This window comes from Amycolatopsis sacchari (assembly GCF_900114035.1).
Classification (GTDB): Bacteria; Actinomycetota; Actinomycetes; order Mycobacteriales; family Pseudonocardiaceae; genus Amycolatopsis_E; species Amycolatopsis_E sacchari.
On record NZ_FORP01000030.1, the window covers coordinates 15738 to 31911 of the forward strand.

Annotated in this window: 17 protein-coding genes; 8 read left to right on the plus strand and 9 right to left on the minus strand. The window is 71.7% G+C overall.

Going from position 1 to position 16174, the window contains the following annotated elements; translation table 11 throughout:
• Positions 1–7 precede the first annotated feature (7 nt).
• Genes BMZ92_RS32030 through BMZ92_RS32040 form a run of 3 tightly spaced genes read left to right on the plus strand, consistent with a single transcriptional unit; the run spans position 8 to position 3115 of the window.
• A complete protein-coding gene (locus tag BMZ92_RS32030; RefSeq protein ID WP_091515359.1) occupies positions 8–1282 on the plus strand; it encodes an aconitase X in 1275 nt (424 codons plus the stop codon).
• Positions 1279–1692: an aconitase X swivel domain-containing protein gene (locus tag BMZ92_RS32035; protein WP_091515361.1), complete on the plus strand. Its 414-nt coding sequence runs from the start codon at positions 1279–1281 to the stop codon at positions 1690–1692. The genes BMZ92_RS32030 and BMZ92_RS32035 overlap by 4 nt, the downstream gene beginning before the upstream one ends.
• A 31-nt stretch (positions 1693–1723) precedes the next feature.
• Positions 1724–3115 (plus strand): MFS transporter, encoded by a 1392-nt coding sequence (locus BMZ92_RS32040; RefSeq protein WP_091515363.1) that lies wholly within the window; start codon positions 1724–1726, stop codon positions 3113–3115.
• Here BMZ92_RS32040 and dprE2 read toward each other — a convergent pair.
• The 5 genes from dprE2 to BMZ92_RS32065 all read right to left on the minus strand — a co-directional run bounded on the left by dprE2 (position 3069) and on the right by BMZ92_RS32065 (position 6577).
• Positions 3069–3809: a decaprenylphospho-beta-D-erythro-pentofuranosid-2-ulose 2-reductase gene (dprE2, locus tag BMZ92_RS32045; protein ID WP_091515365.1), complete on the minus strand. Its 741-nt coding sequence runs from the start codon at positions 3807–3809 to the stop codon at positions 3069–3071. The genes BMZ92_RS32040 and dprE2 overlap by 47 nt on opposite strands.
• Before the next feature lie 24 nt (positions 3810–3833).
• The gene (locus BMZ92_RS32050; RefSeq protein ID WP_091515496.1) at positions 3834–4460 is read right to left on the minus strand and encodes a DUF4383 domain-containing protein; all 627 of its coding nucleotides are present in this window, start codon (positions 4458–4460) and stop codon (positions 3834–3836) included.
• A gap of 92 nt (positions 4461–4552) precedes the next feature.
• Positions 4553–5374, minus strand: a complete 822-nt coding sequence (locus tag BMZ92_RS32055) for an ABC transporter permease (RefSeq protein WP_091515367.1) — start codon at positions 5372–5374, stop codon at positions 4553–4555.
• Positions 5334–6131: an ABC transporter ATP-binding protein gene (locus BMZ92_RS32060; protein ID WP_091515369.1), complete on the minus strand. Its 798-nt coding sequence runs from the start codon at positions 6129–6131 to the stop codon at positions 5334–5336. Before BMZ92_RS32060 ends, BMZ92_RS32055 begins: the two co-directional genes overlap by 41 nt.
• The gene (locus BMZ92_RS32065; protein ID WP_425425883.1) at positions 6128–6577 is read right to left on the minus strand and encodes a MarR family winged helix-turn-helix transcriptional regulator; all 450 of its coding nucleotides are present in this window, start codon (positions 6575–6577) and stop codon (positions 6128–6130) included. The genes BMZ92_RS32060 and BMZ92_RS32065 overlap by 4 nt, the downstream gene beginning before the upstream one ends.
• Before the next feature lie 102 nt (positions 6578–6679).
• On the opposite strand from BMZ92_RS32065, the gene BMZ92_RS32070 reads away from it, so the two are divergent.
• Positions 6680–8164: an AMP-binding protein gene (locus BMZ92_RS32070; RefSeq protein ID WP_091515371.1), complete on the plus strand. Its 1485-nt coding sequence runs from the start codon at positions 6680–6682 to the stop codon at positions 8162–8164.
• Positions 8165–8171: 7 nt separating this feature from the next.
• On the opposite strand, the gene BMZ92_RS32075 is transcribed toward BMZ92_RS32070, so the two are convergent.
• Positions 8172–8705 carry a GNAT family N-acetyltransferase gene (locus BMZ92_RS32075; protein WP_091515374.1) on the minus strand — a complete coding sequence of 178 codons (534 nt, stop codon included), beginning with the start codon at positions 8703–8705 and terminating at the stop codon, positions 8172–8174.
• A 182-nt stretch (positions 8706–8887) separates the two neighbouring features.
• Here BMZ92_RS32075 and BMZ92_RS32080 point away from each other — a divergent pair, with 182 nt between their 5' ends.
• Positions 8888–10207, plus strand: a complete 1320-nt coding sequence (locus BMZ92_RS32080) for a plasmid pRiA4b ORF-3 family protein (protein WP_245783387.1) — start codon at positions 8888–8890, stop codon at positions 10205–10207.
• Here the strand turns inward: BMZ92_RS32080 and BMZ92_RS32085 are convergent.
• On the minus strand, positions 10171–10635 hold the full coding sequence (locus BMZ92_RS32085; RefSeq protein ID WP_091515376.1) for a MarR family winged helix-turn-helix transcriptional regulator: 465 nt from the start codon (positions 10633–10635) through the stop codon (positions 10171–10173). The two genes, BMZ92_RS32080 and BMZ92_RS32085, sit on opposite strands and share 37 nt — an antisense overlap.
• A gap of 150 nt (positions 10636–10785) precedes the next feature.
• Between BMZ92_RS32085 and BMZ92_RS32090 the strand changes: the two genes are divergently transcribed.
• On the plus strand, positions 10786–11733 hold the full coding sequence (locus tag BMZ92_RS32090) for an alpha/beta hydrolase (RefSeq protein ID WP_091515379.1): 948 nt from the start codon (positions 10786–10788) through the stop codon (positions 11731–11733).
• Here BMZ92_RS32090 and BMZ92_RS32095 read toward each other — a convergent pair.
• Positions 11723–12682, minus strand: a complete 960-nt coding sequence (locus BMZ92_RS32095; RefSeq protein ID WP_091515380.1) for a nucleoside hydrolase — start codon at positions 12680–12682, stop codon at positions 11723–11725. The two genes, BMZ92_RS32090 and BMZ92_RS32095, sit on opposite strands and share 11 nt — an antisense overlap.
• Before the next feature lie 54 nt (positions 12683–12736).
• Between BMZ92_RS32095 and BMZ92_RS32100 the strand changes: the two genes are divergently transcribed.
• Positions 12737–13492 (plus strand): acyltransferase, encoded by a 756-nt coding sequence (locus BMZ92_RS32100; protein WP_091515383.1) that lies wholly within the window; start codon positions 12737–12739, stop codon positions 13490–13492.
• A complete protein-coding gene (locus BMZ92_RS32105; protein WP_091515385.1) occupies positions 13492–14427 on the plus strand; it encodes a DUF2332 domain-containing protein in 936 nt (311 codons plus the stop codon). The genes BMZ92_RS32100 and BMZ92_RS32105 overlap by 1 nt, the downstream gene beginning before the upstream one ends.
• A 473-nt stretch (positions 14428–14900) precedes the next feature.
• Here BMZ92_RS32105 and BMZ92_RS32110 read toward each other — a convergent pair whose 3' ends face one another.
• Positions 14901–16007 carry a glycosyltransferase gene (locus BMZ92_RS32110; RefSeq protein WP_091515388.1) on the minus strand — a complete coding sequence of 369 codons (1107 nt, stop codon included), beginning with the start codon at positions 16005–16007 and terminating at the stop codon, positions 14901–14903.
• Between the last annotated feature and the right edge of the window lie 167 nt (positions 16008–16174).

Sequence of the window (16174 nt, forward strand, 5' to 3'; positions counted from 1 at the left end):
TGCAGCGGTGAACCTGACCGATGAGGAGAAGGCGATGCTCGACGGGGCCGAGGGCCCCGCGGTGGCCGCCGCGATGGATCTGCTCGTCCGCTACGCGGAAGCCCTGGACTGCGAACGGTTCTGCGACGTGCGCAACGTCGCGGGCACGATGACGCAGCCGTCCCCGGCGAAGGCGAAGCTCGTCGCCGAGCACGGGTGGGACAAGGCGTACGCCGTGATCAACCTCGATTCGGACGGGGATTTCGAGGTCCCGGCGATGAAGGTGCCGACGTGCCAGCTGCAGCACGGGTTCAGCGACGACTCGGTCGGCGTCGCGCCGTACCCGAAGCAGTACGTGGAACTGCAGGCGGACGCGGAATCCTTCTACGGCCGCAAAGGCGTCAACATCCTCGCCACGTGCACGCCGTACCAGGTGGGCAACCTGCCGGTGCGCGGTGAGCACATCGCGTGGATGGAGTCCTCCGCGGTGGTGTACGCCAACTCCGTTCTGGGCGCCCGTACCAACTGCGAGGGCGGCGCGTCGACCGGCGCGGCGAGCCTGACCGGCAAGATCCCCTGCTGGGGCAACCACCACGAGGAGAACCGTCGCGGCACGCACCTTATCGATGTGCGCGTGCCGGTGAAGGACTTCCTCGACTGGGGCCTGCTCGGCTACTTCGCGGGCGACCTGGTGCAGGAGGAGCGTCCGGTCATCATCGGTGACTTCGCGCAGCCGGAACTGGTGGACCTCAAGCACTTCGGCGCCGCGGCGGCGTCCAGCGGCGGGGTCGAGATGTACCACATCCCCGGCGTCACCCCGGAGGCGCCGACGGTGGAAGCGGCGTTCGGTGGTGCCGCGCTGCCCGAGTCTGTCCACTATGGACAGCGCGAACGCCAGGCGGTGTACGACGACCTGAACTCGCAGGGCGACAACACCGAAGTGGACTTCGTGCTGCTCGGCTGCCCGCACGCCTCGATCGACCAGATCTGGCGCGCGGCCCGCGCGCTCGAAGGCCGCAAGCTCAAGGCGCAGCTGTGGATCATGGTGCCACGTGCGCTCAAGGTGGTCGCGGACCGCAGTGGCTACACCGAGATCATCGAGCGGGCCGGCGGTCGCGTGCTGTCGGACTCCTGCCCCGCGATGTCCCGCTCGGCGCCCCCCGGCACGCGGGTCTTCGCCACGGACTCGGCGAAGCAGGCGCACTACCTGCCCGCGATCCTCGGCATCGAGGCGTGGTTCGGCACGCTGGAGGACTGCGTCGACGCGGCCGTCACCGGCCGCTGGCGGGGTGAGCTGCGATGAGCATCGTGTTGCGTGGCAGGGGAGTGGTACCCGGCGTCGTGGAGGGGGAGGCGCTCGTCTCGCACGAGACGATCTCGGGCTGGGGCGGGATCGACCCGGCGAAGGGCGTGATCATCGAGCGACGGCACGAGCTGTACGGGGTGTCGTTCGCCGGGAAGGTCCTCGTGTTCCCCGGCGCCAAGGGGTCTTCCGGCTGGTCGGGTTTCTTCCAGAGCACCCGGCTGATGGGCACGGCGCCGCTGGCGATGGTGTTCACCCACCTCACGACGAAGGTCGCACTGGGCGCGGTCGTCACGCGGGTGCCGAGCATGACGGGCTTCGACCGGGACCCGGTCGAGGTGATCACCACGGGGGACTGGGTCCGCGTCGACGCCGACGCGGGCGTCGTCGAGGTCAAACCGGCTCTGTAGTCCACACCTGAGCGCACAAGGGAGTGTGTCCATGTCAAGTCCCGCCGTCGACGTCCTGCCGATCATCGAAAGACAACGGGTGGGCCGGTTCTGGCTCGGCCTGTTCGCCGTTTCGTGGGGTATCACGTTCCTGGACGGGTTCGACCTGCAGATCCTGTCCTTCGCCGGGCGCTACATCAAGAAGGCGTTCACCCTCACCGACACGCAGCTGGGCACGCTGGGCACCATCGGCATCTTCGGCACGCTGATCGGCGGGCTGGCGATGGGCTACCTCGGCGACCGCCTCGGCAGGCGGCCGTCGATCCTGGTCGCCACCACCGGTTTCGGCATCTTCATGATCCTGTTCGTCTTCGCGACGGACTACACGCAGCTCGCGGTGCTGCGCTTCGTCTCGGGCCTGTTCCTCGGTGGCGTGCTGCCGTTGACGTGGGCCCTGAACACGGAGTTCGCACCCGCGCGGTTCCGGTCCACGTCCGTCGTGGTGATCATGTTCGGGTACAGTCTCGGCACCGCGGCGGGCGGCCCGGTGTCGAACCTGCTGATCCCGGAGTTCGGCTGGCAGTCGGTGTTCGTCGCGGGTGGTGTGGCCTCGCTGCTGATGGTGATCCCGGTGGCGCTCGTGCTGCCGGAGTCGGTGAAGTTCCTGGCGCAGAAGGACCTCAAGCAGGACCGCATCGCGAAGATCCTGCGCCGCATCGATCCGTCGCTGCGGTTCGAGCAGGGCACCCGGTTCGTCGCCGGGATCGTCGACAAGAAGCGGTTCACGCCGGCGCAGTTGTTCCGCGACCGGCTCAGGACGATCACCAGCCTGCTGTGGATCGCCTACATCTGCTCGTCGGCGGTCGTGTTCTACCTGGCGTTCTGGACCCCGATCCTCAACGAGCGCTTCGGGTTCTCGACCTCCGCGGCCGCGACGGTCGCGGCAGTGGCCTCGGTCTGCGGTGCGGTCGGGCAGATCCTGATCGGCCGGTTCATCGACCGGCGCGGGGCGGGCACGATCGCGTTCATGCCGCTGCTCGGCGTGCCGTGCCTGCTGCTGATCGGGCTCGCGCCGTTGGACAAGCCGCTCTACATCGCGGTCCTGCTGCTCGCGCAACTGTTCATCGTCGGCGGGCACGGCGGGATGCACAGCATCTCGGGCATCTTCTACCGGCCGGCGATCCGGGCCAACGGCGCCGCGTGGGCGACCTCGATCGCGAAGTTCGGCGCGATGCTCGGTCCCTGGCTCGCGGGCGTGATCATGGACAACGGGCTGGGTGCCAAGGGCACGTTCTACGTGTTCGCGTTGTTCCCGCTGCTGATGTCCGGCCTGCTGTTCGCGCTCGGCCGGGTGCAGAAGCGGCTGCCGGGCGACGCCGAGGGCGCGCTGGCGCCGGTCACCGAGGCAGCCGTCGCCAAACGGTCCGGGGAACCAGTCGCATAGCGAAGAAGACGGGGCGGAGCACGGCGGGGACCCACACCTCGCCGCGCCCGCGCCGCAGCGCCGAGACGGTCGCGTCGGCGACCTGGCTGGGCGTGCTGGAGAACGGCGCCGGCGGCATGCCCGCGGTCATCCGGCCGATCACGAAGCCCGGCCGCACGAGCAGGAGCTTGACCGGACCGCCGTGCAGCGCGTCGGCCAGGCCGCTGGCGAAGCCGTCGAGCCCGGCCTTGGCGGAGCCGTACACGTAGTTCGCCCGCCGGACCCGGATCCCGGCGACGGAGGAGAACACCACGATGCGCCCCGAACCCTGTGCCTTCAACAGGTTCACGAGTTCGGTCAGCACGTGGACGTGGGCGAGGTAGTCGGTGTGCGCGATGGCCGCGGCGTGTGCCGCGTCGGCCTCGGCGCGCCGCTGGTCGCCGAGGATGCCGAAGGCCACCACCACGACGTCGAGCGGACCGTGCTCGGCGGCGACCCGCTCGAGCACGGTCCGGTGGCTCGCGAGGTCGTCCGCGTCGAACTCGACGCGGACGACGTCCGCCGCACCGGCCTCGCGCAGCGCGGCCTCCTGTTCGCCGAGGTCCGCGCTGCGCCGTGCGGCCAGCACGATCTTCCTGCCGGGCTCGGCCAGCCTGCGCGCGACTTCCAGGCCGATCTCACTGCGCCCACCGAGGACGAGAACCGTTCCGCTCACGCGGAGCAGTCTGCCTGACGGGTGTCAGTGCGCCGCGGTGTGGCTCCGCCGCAGCCAGGACCCGCGCCGCCGCTCGCCCGGCCGGGCCTCGGCCTTCGCCTGCTCCGGGACGTCCGCGCGGGTGTCCCCGCCGGTCCGGATCGGCTCGGTCGGTGCGGTCGTGGTGGTGGTCGTGGCGGTCGTCGCCGGTTCGGGCTCGACGACGTGCACGACCTTGCGGGCGGGCATCACCGCGATGATGAGGCCCAGCACCGCCGTCCCGACGTGCAGCCAGTTGTCGGCGTTGTTGAGGTTGAGCGGGTTGCCCAGGTTCGCCACCGGGTTCGACGAGATCACGCCGGTGATCATCAGACCCCAGATGGCGATCAGGCCGTAGCCGACGAACAGCACCCAGCCGTACGCGCGGGCGAGCCCCGAGTACGTCGCGGTCAGCAGGCCGAGCACGCCGACCACCACGTGCACGAGGTTGTGCAGCGGGTTGATCATGAAGCCCAGCAGCATCTCGTGCTGGTTGCCCGCGAAGTTCCCGAGCCCGGTCCGCGCGAACCCGACGATCCCGGCCGCGAGGTAGACCAGCCCGACGAGCCCCGCCAGGACCTGCACGGGCTGCAGTCCCTGGACCCGGAGATGTGCGTCTTTCGAACGAGCCATCATCTCGTCCCCTTTGTCGCGATGGGGCACCACACTGCTGTAGTGCTTCCGGTGCGCGCAGGGGTACCCGGCGGTGAATTCCGACAAACTCCTCAGCGGGCGAGGCGTCCCAGCAGCGCGGACGCGACGCCGATGGCGGCGAGCATCGCGCCGACGAGCACCCCGAAGTCGAGCCCGAGCCGTGCCGGGGTGCCGATGAGCAGGCCGCGCAGCGCCTCGACCTCGTAGCTGAGCGGGTTGACGTGGTTGACGACCTTGAGCCAGCCCGGCATCAGGTCCACCGGGTACAGCGCGTTGGAGCCGAAGAACAGCGGCATCGTGATGGCCTGCCCGATGCCCATCAGCCGGTCCCTGGACAGCACCAGCCCCGCGATCACGATCGACAGGCAGCAGAAGAACGCCGATCCGAGCACCAGCGCGACCGCCATCCCGACGAGCTTGAGCGGGTTCGGCGTGATCGACACCCCCAGCAGCGCCGCGAGGATCAGCACGATCACCGCCTGCACGAGTGCGCGCAACCCGGCCGCGAACGCCTTGCTCGCGACCAGCGCGGCCCGCGGGGTGGGGGTGACGAGCAGTTTCGCCAGCACCCCGGCGTCGCGTTCCCAGATGATCTGGATGCCGTAGAAGATCGCGATGAACAAGGCGGACTGGGCGAGGATGCCGGGCGCGAGGTAGTCGAGGTACGGCGTGTTGCCGGTGGGGATCGCGCGCAGCCGCGTGAAGGTCTCCCCGAAGATCAGCAACCACAACGCGGGCTGGATGGCCCGTGTGACGAGCTCGGTGCGGTCGCGGCGGAGCTTCTGCAGCTCCATCAGGCACATCGTGCCCATGCGCGACAGCAGCAGCCCGACCTGCCGGAGCGGACCGGGGCTAGCCCAGGCGGCGGGCGGTGCGGCGAGTGGCGCGGACATCGCGGATTCCTCCTCCATCGAGCTGGTCGCCGGTCATCGCGCGGAACACGTCGTCCAAAGTGGACCCCTCGCCGAGACCGGCTTCGAGTTCGGCGGGGGTGCCGAGTGCGCGGATGCGGCCGCGGTGCATGAGCGCGATGCGCTCGCAGTACTGCTCGGCCTCGTCCATGTAGTGCGTCGTGACCAGCACGGTCATGCCGGTCTCGGCGCGGATCTGCTCGATGCGCTCCCACACCGCGGAGCGCGCGACCGGGTCGAGGCCGATCGTCGGTTCGTCCAGTATCAGCAGCCGCGGCGAGCTGATCAGCGCCTGCGCCAGCTCCAGGCGGCGGATCATGCCGCCGGAGTAGCCCGAGGCCTGCCGGTCGGCGTCCTGCGTCAGGCCCACGGCGTCGAGCGCGCGCTCGACCTGCTCACGCCGGTGCGCGCGGGGCACGTCGAACAGCCGCGCGAACAGGGTGACGTTCTCCCGTCCGCTGAGCGTCGCGTCGGCCGAAAGCTGTTGGGGCACGTAGCCGATCAGCCTGCGGACGGCCATCTTCCTGCGCACGTCGAGCCCGAACACCTCGATGTGGCTTTCGGTGACGGGCAGCAGCGTGGTGATCATGTGGATGGTGGTGGTCTTGCCCGCCCCGTTCGGGCCGAGCAGGCCGAAGATCTCCCCGGCCGCGATCTCCAGGTCGAGCCCGTCGACCGCGGCCGTCTCGCCGAAGGAGTGCCGCAGCCCGGTGCACCTCACGGCGGGTGTGTCACTCATGTCTCCTCCTCGATCGCTTTGAGCAGGCGGTTGAGCGCGGGCAGGGCCGACTCGATCGCCTCACGGTCCACATCGGACAGAGCGGCCAGCCGTCCGGCGACGAACTCGGTCCTCGTGCGCCGCCAGGTGGCGAGCCTCGTGTGCGCGGCGGGCGTCAGCTCCAGCCGTGCCGCGCGCCGGTCCGCCGGGTCGACCTGGCGCTCCAGCATCCCCGCGTCGACGAGCTGGTTGACGAGCGTGCTGACCGAGTTGCCCGCGAGGTGCAGCCGCCGCGCGGCCGCGGCGACCCCGATGCCCGGCTGCTTCTCCACCACGCGCAGCAGCTCGATCTGCGCGCCGCGCAGGCGCGGGTCGAGCTCGGGCAGCCGGGCGGCGACGTGGCGGCGGACCAGCCTGCGGAGGCCGGCCACCGTCACCATCAGGTTCTCGGCGAGCTGGGCGGTCACGGCTCCGAATATAGCTCTCAATCAGAGTATTTAGCAATGCTCATATTCCGTGGGGCGAGAGGGCCCTTGTCCCACACCCACCGCGGGGCCAGGCTCGATCACGTGGACGGGAACCTCGCGACGGTCCTGGAACGTCTCGCCGACGAGCTGGGGGACCGGCTCGCCGTGGTGCACGGCGAAACCCGGCGGACCTGGCGCGAACTCGACGATCACGCCGCGCGGCTGGCGGCCCGGCTGGCAGCCGAAGGTGTCGGTCCCGGCTCACGCGTCGGCATCGCGCTGTACAACGGCCCCGGCTACCTCGAAACCGTGTTCGCGGTGACGAAGCTGCGCGCGCTGCCGGTCAACGTCAACTACCGCTACCGGGAGCGGGAGCTGGTCGAGCTGCTGGGCGGGGCCCGTGCGGACGCGCTCGTGTACGACCCGGACCTCGAGTCCCGGATGCGCCCGGCGCTGGACCGCCTGCCTTCGGTGAAGGCCGTGCCGTTCGGCGAGCTGACCCTGCCGCCGATGCCCCGCATCGACCGCTCGCCCGACGACGAATGGCTGATGTTCACGGGCGGCACCACGGGCAGGCCGAAGGGCGTCGTGGCGAGCCACCGGTGGCTGAGCGAGGTGGTCGGCGCCAACGCGGCGAAGATCCAGGGGCGGACCACGCTCGTGGCGCCGCCGCTGATGCACGGCACCGGGCTGTACCTGAGCCTCGGCTGCCTGACGAGCGGCGGCACGGTCGCCTACCTGCCGTCCCGTTCCTACGACCCCGGCGAGATGGCGCGCGAGATCGAGCGGCTGCGGGTGGCGGTGCTGGTGGTGGTCGGTGACGTGTTCGCCGGCCCCCTGGCCGACGCGCTCGACCGCGGCGACTACGACGTGAGCAGCCTGAAACGCGTGGTGAGCGCGGGTGTGACGTGGAGCGCGGCCGTCAAGGAGCGGTTGCTGCGGCACTGCGACGCCGAGCTGGAGGACGTGCTGGCCGCGTCGGAGGGCGGGCCGTTCGCCCGGTCGGTCACGGCACGCGGGCGGCGTGAGCGGTTCGAGCTGCTGCCGGGCTGCCGCGTGTTCGGCGACGACGACCGTGACGTCGAGCCCGGCTCGGGGCAGGTCGGCAGGCTCGCCGCGCCGACCCAGCCCGAGACCCGCTACCTCGACGACCCGGAGGCGAGCGCCGCGACGTTCCGCACGATCGACGGCGTCCGCTACGTCTTCTCGGGCGACCTGGTCACGGTGGAGGCGGACGGTTCGCTGACCCTCCTCGGCCGCGGCAGCCGCGTGATCAACACCGGTGGGGAGAAGGTGTTCGCCGAGGAGGTCGAGCAGGTGATCGCCGCCCACCCCGCCGTGGCGGACGTGATCGTGACCGGCGTGCCGGACCCGAGGTGGGGGCAGCGGATCGTCGCCGTCGTCGCACCGCGGGGAGAGCTGACGGCGGAGCAGGTCACCGACCACGTGGGGGCGGAACTGGCCGGGTACAAGCGCCCGCGCGAGGTGCTGTTCGTCCCGGAGATCCGGCGCAGCCCGGCGGGCAAGGCGGACCTGGCCTGGGTGCGGCGGCTCGTCACGGCGGCCCCGGTGTCCCAAGCGGGCTGAGCGGTCGTCAGTTGCCCGCCGCGAGCCCGGGCAAATCCAGCCGGTAGCCGAGCTGCCGGTGCTCCCCGATGCGCGGTCCGGCCGGCAGCTCCCTGCCGTCCTCGCGCCAGCCGTACTTGGCGTAGAAGGCGCGTGCCGTCACGTTGAAGTCCCACACCCACAGCCGTGCCGCGCGCACCCCGGCCGCCTGCCACAGGGCCACCGCTTCCGCGTGCAGCGCCGAGCCGACACCCTGCCGGAAGAACTCCGGGTGCACCTGGATCTGGTACAGCTGCGACGTGACCGCCGGATCGGGCTCGGGGTGGTAGCAAGGTCCGAGCACGAGGAACCCGATGACCTCCCCGTCCAGCCGCGCAACGCGGACTTGCCGGTCGAGAGCGCGGATGATCCCCCGGTACAGCTCGGAATCGCGCTCGTTCTGCTCCGCGAGGAGCTTCTCGGGCACGAAACCGCGGTAGTACGTGCTGCGAGCGGCGATGTGCACGGCGAGGATCTGTGCGGCGTCCGCCTCCCGGGCAGGTTCGACTCGCATCTCTGCCATGTAGCCAGGACGTTCCTTGATCACTCCGGTTGCTCCTCGGGCCGGTGCCGGTGTGCGCCGGCTGTGCTTCTAGTGTTCCGGGCGTGACGTCCCGGATCCCGAACTCGGCCGAGGAGGGACTGTCGCAGGCGGACAAACTCAGGAAATGGGTCGGTTCGGGAAAACCCGTTACGGCCAAAGGGGTGTTGAAGCCTGCGCAGTTGCCGTCGGCGGCAGCCGCGCTCGGCGTGCGGTTGCCGGCGAAGGTACGCACGGCGGCCGAGGTGCCCACGGTCCACTGGCCGTGGCTCGCCGCCGAAGCCGCCGGGCTGATCGAGATCGGCCCGGCCAAGGCGGTCGCGCGCGAGCCCGAGGGCGATCCCGCCGAACTGTGGCTGAAGGGGCTCGACGCCGTTCTGACCGCGGAGTCGCACGATCCGGAGCGCCGGGGCGCGCGCACGCTCTGCCGCGCCGTGCTCGCCGCCGCGGAAGGCGGGGACGTCGCAGAGATCCTGGCGGGCTACGAGGACGCGGCCGCCGCGTACAAGGCGTTCCGGCAGACCGGCGACCTGCCCGTCGAGGACGCGGTGGCGTTGCTGACCAGCTTCGGCGCGCTCGACGGCGGGCGGTTGACGGATCTGGGCCGGTGGGCGCGCGACCGGTTCGAGGCCCGCGCTCCCGAGTCCGTCACGCCTGAGCTGTCGGCGGGCGAACTGCTGACCCGGCTCGCCCCGCTGCCGGAGGACGAGACGTGGGAACTGGCGTTGCGCTGGTTCGGCGATCGCCGTCCGGTCTTCGGCGCGGCCCAGCTGCTGCACGCCGCGGACTTCGCCACCCCCGTCGAGCGGGTCGCGGCGGTGGACGTCGTCGCGGGCTTCGGCGCGGAGGTGCTGTCCGCCTGGCGCAGCGCCCTGCGGTACCGGAACCTGCGTGCCCACGCGATGGCCGCGCTGGCGAGCTGGGGTGAGGGCCGCGGCGTCGACGAGCTGCAGCGCCGCTGGCTCGTCACCGAATACGCCCTGGCCACGCGCGTCCGCCGCGGCCTCGAGAACGCCTTCCACTACGTCCGCGACAGCGGCGGCCTCGGCGTCCTCGCGGCCAGCGACCACCCCGACGCCGCCGGGCTGCACGACGCGCTGGTGAAGGCGAACTTCCGCGTCCGGGTGCACCAGCTCAAGGTCGAAGCGGGCACGGGGGAGTGGTGGCGGGTGCAGGTCCCGGCCGGCACCACCCTCGGCGCGCTGCACGAGGTCCTGCTGCCGCTGGCCGGGCACGACGGAACCGAGCTGCACGAGTTCACCGTCGACGGCGTGCGCTACGCCGACCCGCGCTCCGGCCTGCCCGGCCGCCGGGACGAGCACGAGCTGCGACTGTCCACAGTGTTCCCGCGCCGGGGCGGCGAGCTGCACTACGCCTACGACCTCGCCGGCCCGTGGACCTACCGGATCACCTGCGAGAAGGTGCTCGATCCCGACCCGGCGTGCACCTACCCCCTGGTCGTCGCCGACGGCGTGACGCGGTAGTTCGTCACGGACTCGGTCAGCGCGCGCAACGTCGTGCGCAGCTCGGCCAGCCCGGCGTCGTCGAGGCCCATCGCCTCACCGATCGTCGTCGGCAGCGGGATCGCCTTCTCCTTCAGCGCCGCGCCCTCGCCGGTCAGCGTGATGCTCACCGAGCGCTCGTCGTCACTGCGCCGTTCGCGCCGCACGAGCCCGAGCTTCTCCAGGCGCTTGAGCAGCGGCGACAGCGTGCCCGAGTCGAGGCTCAGCGCCCGGCCCAGCTCCTTGACCTGGCAGCTGTCGTGCTCCCACAGCACCAGCATCACGAGGTACTGCGGGTACGTCAGGTTCAGCTCGTCCAGCAGCGGCCGGTACAGGTTCGTCACGGCGCGGGACGCCGCGTAGAGCGCGAAGCAGACCTGATCGTCGAGCCGGGGTGCTTCTCCGGACATCTCGGTCACCTCCTGGCACCCATGGTGCCCGCACCTGGTCATGCGGGCAATTCAAGTGCTCTACATCTCATTGTGTCCAACTAAGTTGTGCACAACTGAATGGCGCGCTACCTTCATGTCATCCGGTTCGACCGACGCAAGGAGAAGGACATGACCGCGAACCCCCGGAACCTCGCTCTGGAACCCGCCGCGCAGGCGTTCGCCGAGGCCACCGCCAACCCGCCGTACCTGTACGACCTCGGCCCGGCCGAAGGCCGCAAGGCGGTGGACGAGGTGCAGTCGGGCGAGATCGCCAAGCCCGAGGTCGACATCGAGGACACGACCGTCGCCGACGTGCCGGTGCGCATCCTGCGGCCGAAGGGCGCGACGGGCGCGCTGCCGGTGGTCGTCTACATCCACGGCGCGGGCTGGGTGTTCGGCAACGAGCACACCCACGACCGCCTGGTGCGCGAACTCGCCGTCGGCACCGGTGCCGCCGTCGTCTTCCCGAAGTACAGCCTCTCGCCCGAGGCCCGCTACCCCGTCGCGATCGAGCAGAACTACGCCGTCGCGAAGTGGGTCGCCGAGCACGGCGCCGAGAAGGACCTCGACGCGAGCCGCATCGCGATCGCCGGTGACTCGGTCGGCGGGAACATGACCGCCGCCGTCACGCTGATGGCCAAGGAGCGCGGTGGCCCGTCGTTCCGGCAGCAGGTGCTGTTCTACCCGGTCACCGACGCGAACTTCGACACCGGCTCGTACGAGCAGTTCGCCGACGGGTACTTCCTGTCCCGCACCGGGATGAAGTGGTTCTGGGACCAGTACACGACCGACGAGAAGCAGCGCGCCGAGATCACCGCTTCACCGCTGCGGGCGAGTGTCGAGCAGCTCGCGGGCCTGCCGCCGGCACTCGTGATCACCGGCGAGGCGGACGTGCTGCGCGACGAAGGCGAGGCGTACGCAGCGAAGCTGCGCCAGGCCGGTGTCCCCGTGACGGCCGTGCGCTACCAGGGCGTCATCCACGACTTCGTGATGCTGAACGCCCTGCGCGAGACCCCTGCCGCCGGTGCGGCGATCGCTCAGGCTGTCGCGTTCCTCAAGGCCGCGCTCACCGCGTGAGCCTGCCCAGCACGAACTCCCCGAGGCCGTCCACGTCGGTGTCCACCGCCACCTGGACGGCACTCGGGGCGACGGCACCCTCACCCTCGCCGCGCATGCCGGCCCGCCGGCGGTCGACGAGGGTGGTGCCGCGTCCGGGGCCGAACGTGCAGTCCACGTCGACCGGGTAGGACTCGGTGCGCAGGATGCCGGGGCTGATCGCCTCGGCGACGGCGACGGCGTCGTGCAGCACGATCCCGTCCCAGCCGAGCGAGCGCCGGTAGGACGCCAGGTAGTCGGGGGTGAGCGCTTCCAGTGCGGCGCCGATCCGGCCACCGGCCGCGAGTTTCCCCAGCCAGGCGGTGGAAACGGCGCAGCGGTGCGTCAGGTCGAGCGGCACCATGACACACGGCACGTCCTCCTCGACGAGCACGCGCCGGGCCGCTTCGGGGTCGCTCCAGATGTTGAACTCGGCGGTCGCCGTGCTGTTGCCGCGGCCGACGCCGCCGCCCATCAGCACGATCCGGCCGATCTTCTCCTTGACGTGCGGGTGCGCCGCCAGGAGCAGCGCGATGTTGGTGAGCGGCCCGATCGGCGCGATGGTCACCGGCTCGTCGGCCGCTTCCAGCAGCGACACCAGCAGCTTGACGGCGCCGCCCGGCTCGGGTCCGCGCTCGGGCTCGGGCAGCGCGGCGGAGCGGCCGGACAGCCCGTCCTCGCCGTGCACGTGCCCGGCCCGGGCGGGCTGCGGGTGCACCAGCGGGCGCGCGGCCCCGGCGGCGACGGGAACGTCGGGGCGGCCGCAGAGTTGCAGTACGCGCAGGGCGTTGCGCGTGGTGGCTTCGAGCGAGACGTTGCCGAACACCGTCGTCACCCCGAGCAGGTCCACGTCGTCGCTGAGCGCGGCGAGCGCGATCGCGAAGGCGTCGTCCACGCCGGGGTCCGTGTCGATGATCAGCCGTGTGCCCATGGCCAGCCCCTTCCCCGCCGCCGCCCTTGAGGGAGGCAGTTACCCTTCCAACCTATGACATCCATGTGGGGATCGCCGGTGCTGTCGAGGGTGGGTGCGTGGCGCCGGGCGCGGAAGGACCCGCGGCAGGCGAAGTTCCTGACCGCCGATTCGCTGCGCTGGCTCCTCCGGAACCGGGCGTACACCCCGTGGTACCTGGTCCGGTACTGGCGGCTGCTGAAGTTCCGGCTCGCGAACCCGCACATCATCCTGCGGGGCATGGTGTTCCTGGGCAAGAACGTCGAGATCCACTGCCGTCCCGGTTACGGCAGGCTGGAGATCGGGCGCTGGGTGCACATCGGTGACGGCAACGCCATCCGTTGTCACGAGGGTTCGCTGCGCATCGGCGACAAGGCCGTGTTCGGGCGGCAGAACGTCGTCAACGGCTACCTCGACATCGAACTCGGTGCGGCGACGCTGGTCGCGGACTGGGTCTACATCTGCGACTTCGACCACGTGACGAGCGACATCACCCTGCCGATCAAGGACCAGGGCATCGTGAAGTCGCCCGTGCGCATCGGGCCGGACACGTGGATCGGCACGAAGGTCTCGGTCCTGCGCGGCACGCGCGTCGGGCGCGGCTGCGTGCTCGGCGCACACGCCGTGGTGCGCGGGGACATCCCGGACTACGCCATCGCGGTCGGCTCCCCGGCCCGCGTCGTGCGCGACCGCCGAGCCGACTACGAAGCCGACGCGGCCCGCCGCGAGGCGATCAAGGACATGGCCCGCAAGGCGGACAAGGCACTGCAGAAGACGTTGGAACAGGGCTAGTGCCCGGCGTCGCGGAGCTGTACCGCCGCTTCGCCGAGCACGAGACGGCGGGCCGGTCGCAGGTGTACACCGAGATCTGCACGCGCATCGCCGAAGACGCGGAAGTGCTGGCGTTCCTGGAGGAGCTGCCGCAGGCGAAGCGGCAGCCGAACCTGTTCCTGGCGGCGGTGCAGTACCTGTGTGGTCCGACGCGGGATTGGGCGTCGTTCCGGGAGTCCTTCGCCGAGCGCCGTGGTGACATCCGCGAAGTGATCGTCAGCCGTTCGACGCAGACCAACGAACCCGCGCGGTGCGCGACGCTGCTGCCCGCGCTCGCGGCTCTGCCGCAGCCACTCGCGTTGCTGGAGGTGGGCGCGTCGGCGGGGCTGTGCCTGCAGCCCGATCGGTACGGCTACGACTACGGCCGCGTGTCCCTGCCCGGCGAGCCGGTGCTTCCCTGTCGGGCGAACGACGCCACGCCGCTGCCGTCGCGTGTGCCCGAGGTGGTCTGGCGGGCCGGACTCGACCTCAACCCGCTCGACGTGCGTGATCCTGCCGAATGCGCGTGGCTGGAGGCGTTGATCTGGCCGGGGGAGGAGGAGCGCCTGCCCCGGCTGCGGGCCGCGCTGGAGGTCGCCCGCCGCGATCCGCCGCCGGTGCATCGCGGGGACCTGCGAACGGACTTCACCGCGCTCGCGGCGCAGGCCCCACCGGAGGCGACGCTCGTCGTGTTCCACACCGCCGTGCTGGCCTACGTCCGGGACCCCGGCGAACGCACCGCCTTCGCCGACGCGGTCCGCGCCACGGGCGCGATCTGGCTGGCGAACGAGAACGCGGCCGTGATTCCCGGCTGTGAGGCCTCTGCTGTGCCCGGCACGTTCACCCTGGCCCGGGACGCCCAGGCCATCGCCCGCACCGACCCACACGGTTCGTGGGTCGAGTGGCTACCGGCGTGATTTCCTGTGCTGCTTCGCTGCTACGACGGCACTCCGCCCGGGCGGCGCCGCGGGCAGTCGAGCCGTGCCCCGGCTCGCGGTCGCTTCCCCGCGCTGCTTCCCCGCTGCGCGATCCGGGCCAGCGCCTCCGCCCAGGCGGCTTCCGGTGCGGGCGGCTGCGCGACCCGCGCCGCCGCGTCGCGGGTGGCCGAGCCGTGTCTGGCTCGCGGTCGCTTGTCGCCCGGTTGTGCCGCTGTCCCCGCGCCGCTTCCCCGCTGCGCGATCCGGGCCAGCGCCTCCGCCCAGGCGGCTTCGGGCGTGGGCAGCTGCGTGATCCGTGCCGCCGCGTCGCGGGCGAGCCGTGCCCTGGCTCGCGGTCGCTTCCCCGCTGCGCGATCCGGGCCAGCACCTCCGCCCAGGCGGCTTCGGGCGCGGGTAGCTGCGTGATCCGTGCCGCCGCGTCGCGGGCGAGCCGTGCCCCGGCTCGCGCCGCTTCACCCCTGCGCGAGCCGCGCCAGCACCTCCGCCCAGGCGGCTTCCGGCGCGGGCAGCTGCGCGATCCGCGCCGCCGCCTCGCGGGCAGTCGCGCCGTACTCCGGCTCGCCGAGAACCGTCGCCACCGCGTCCGCCAGCCGGTCCTCCGCCTGCCGCGGGTCCACGACCGCCGCCGCGCCCAGCGACGCCGCTCGCTCGGCGAGCAACGGCTGGTCGGCCACCATGGGCAGCGTCACCATCGGGATGCCGTGCCCCAGCGCCGCGATGAGGGTGCCCGCGCCGCCGGTCGTGATCACCACGTCCGTGCCTTCGAGCAGGTCCGCCAGCGGGGTGAACCCGACGAACCGGACGGCGTCCGGCGCGTCCGGGACCGGATCGGCGGTGACGACGACCTCGACGTCCAAAGCGGACAGTGAAGCCAGCAGCCTGCCCGTGACCACCGACATGTCCCCCGTCGTGCCGAGGGTGAACAGCACCCGCCGCCGCTCGCCCCGCGCCAGTGGTGCGGGCGCGCTGCCCGGCGGCCGGTAGGGCAGCGGCCGCACCGGAACCAGGTCGGCGGGCGGGCGGTAGCCGTCGAACTGCAGGAACGACGGCCACAGGTCCAGCAACGCGCTCCGCGGCGACACGCGCAGGCCCCTCGCCTCCGCCTGCCGCCGCACCTCCTCCTCGAACAGCCGGGCCAGCGGCTCGGGGAACGCGGCCGAGATGCTGTGCGCCACCCACGGCACCCCCAGCGCCGCGGCGACGAGCGGGGCGACCAGGTCGGCCACCTCGGCGACGACCAGTTCCGGCTGGAACGCCTTCGCCGCCGCCAGCGCCGCGTCGAACGTCAGCCCGATGCGCACGTCGCCGAAGAAGGCCGTCACCGCCGGCAGGTCTTCCGCGCGCCGGGGATCGCGGGACCCCGGCCGTCGCGCCTGCTCGGCGAACAGCTCCGGCATCTCCGGCCCCGCGGGCAGGAACCGCAGCTCCCCGACCACCTCACGCAGCGAGGCGCCGGTCGACACGGCGACCTCGTCGCCCGCGGCACGGGCGGCGCCCGCGGTGGGCAGCAACGGCAGCACGTGCCCGTGCGTGGGCATGCTGCTGAACAGGACGCGCATGCCGCCGACGGTAGCCACGCCCGCGGCGGTCGAGCGGGGACGTTGCCCGGTCAGCTCTTCGGTACGGCCGGATGGGGCACGAATGTTCTCGTCCCGCCGTGGGACCGCAGGCTGACGGTAGCCGCGCCCACGCCGGTCACACCGAGAGGTTGCCCGGTCAGCTCTTC

What these genes read in the sequence shown, in the direction of transcription:
- BMZ92_RS32035 (WP_091515361.1), top strand. Translation starts at nt 1,279, where the DNA reads ATGAGCATCGTGTTGCGTGGCAGGGGAGTGGTACCCGGCGTCGTGGAG.
- BMZ92_RS32040 (WP_091515363.1), top strand. Translation starts at nt 1,724, where the DNA reads ATGTCAAGTCCCGCCGTCGACGTCCTGCCGATCATCGAAAGACAACGG.
- BMZ92_RS32050 (WP_091515496.1), bottom strand. Translation starts at nt 4,460, where the DNA reads ATGGCTCGTTCGAAAGACGCACATCTCCGGGTCCAGGGACTGCAGCCC.
- BMZ92_RS32055 (WP_091515367.1), bottom strand. Translation starts at nt 5,374, where the DNA reads ATGTCCGCGCCACTCGCCGCACCGCCCGCCGCCTGGGCTAGCCCCGGT.
- BMZ92_RS32060 (WP_091515369.1), bottom strand. Translation starts at nt 6,131, where the DNA reads ATGAGTGACACACCCGCCGTGAGGTGCACCGGGCTGCGGCACTCCTTC.
- BMZ92_RS32075 (WP_091515374.1), bottom strand. Translation starts at nt 8,705, where the DNA reads ATGGCAGAGATGCGAGTCGAACCTGCCCGGGAGGCGGACGCCGCACAG.
- BMZ92_RS32085 (WP_091515376.1), bottom strand. Translation starts at nt 10,635, where the DNA reads ATGTCCGGAGAAGCACCCCGGCTCGACGATCAGGTCTGCTTCGCGCTC.
- BMZ92_RS32090 (WP_091515379.1), top strand. Translation starts at nt 10,786, where the DNA reads ATGACCGCGAACCCCCGGAACCTCGCTCTGGAACCCGCCGCGCAGGCG.
- BMZ92_RS32095 (WP_091515380.1), bottom strand. Translation starts at nt 12,682, where the DNA reads ATGGGCACACGGCTGATCATCGACACGGACCCCGGCGTGGACGACGCC.
- BMZ92_RS32100 (WP_091515383.1), top strand. Translation starts at nt 12,737, where the DNA reads ATGACATCCATGTGGGGATCGCCGGTGCTGTCGAGGGTGGGTGCGTGG.
- BMZ92_RS32110 (WP_091515388.1), bottom strand. Translation starts at nt 16,007, where the DNA reads ATGCGCGTCCTGTTCAGCAGCATGCCCACGCACGGGCACGTGCTGCCG.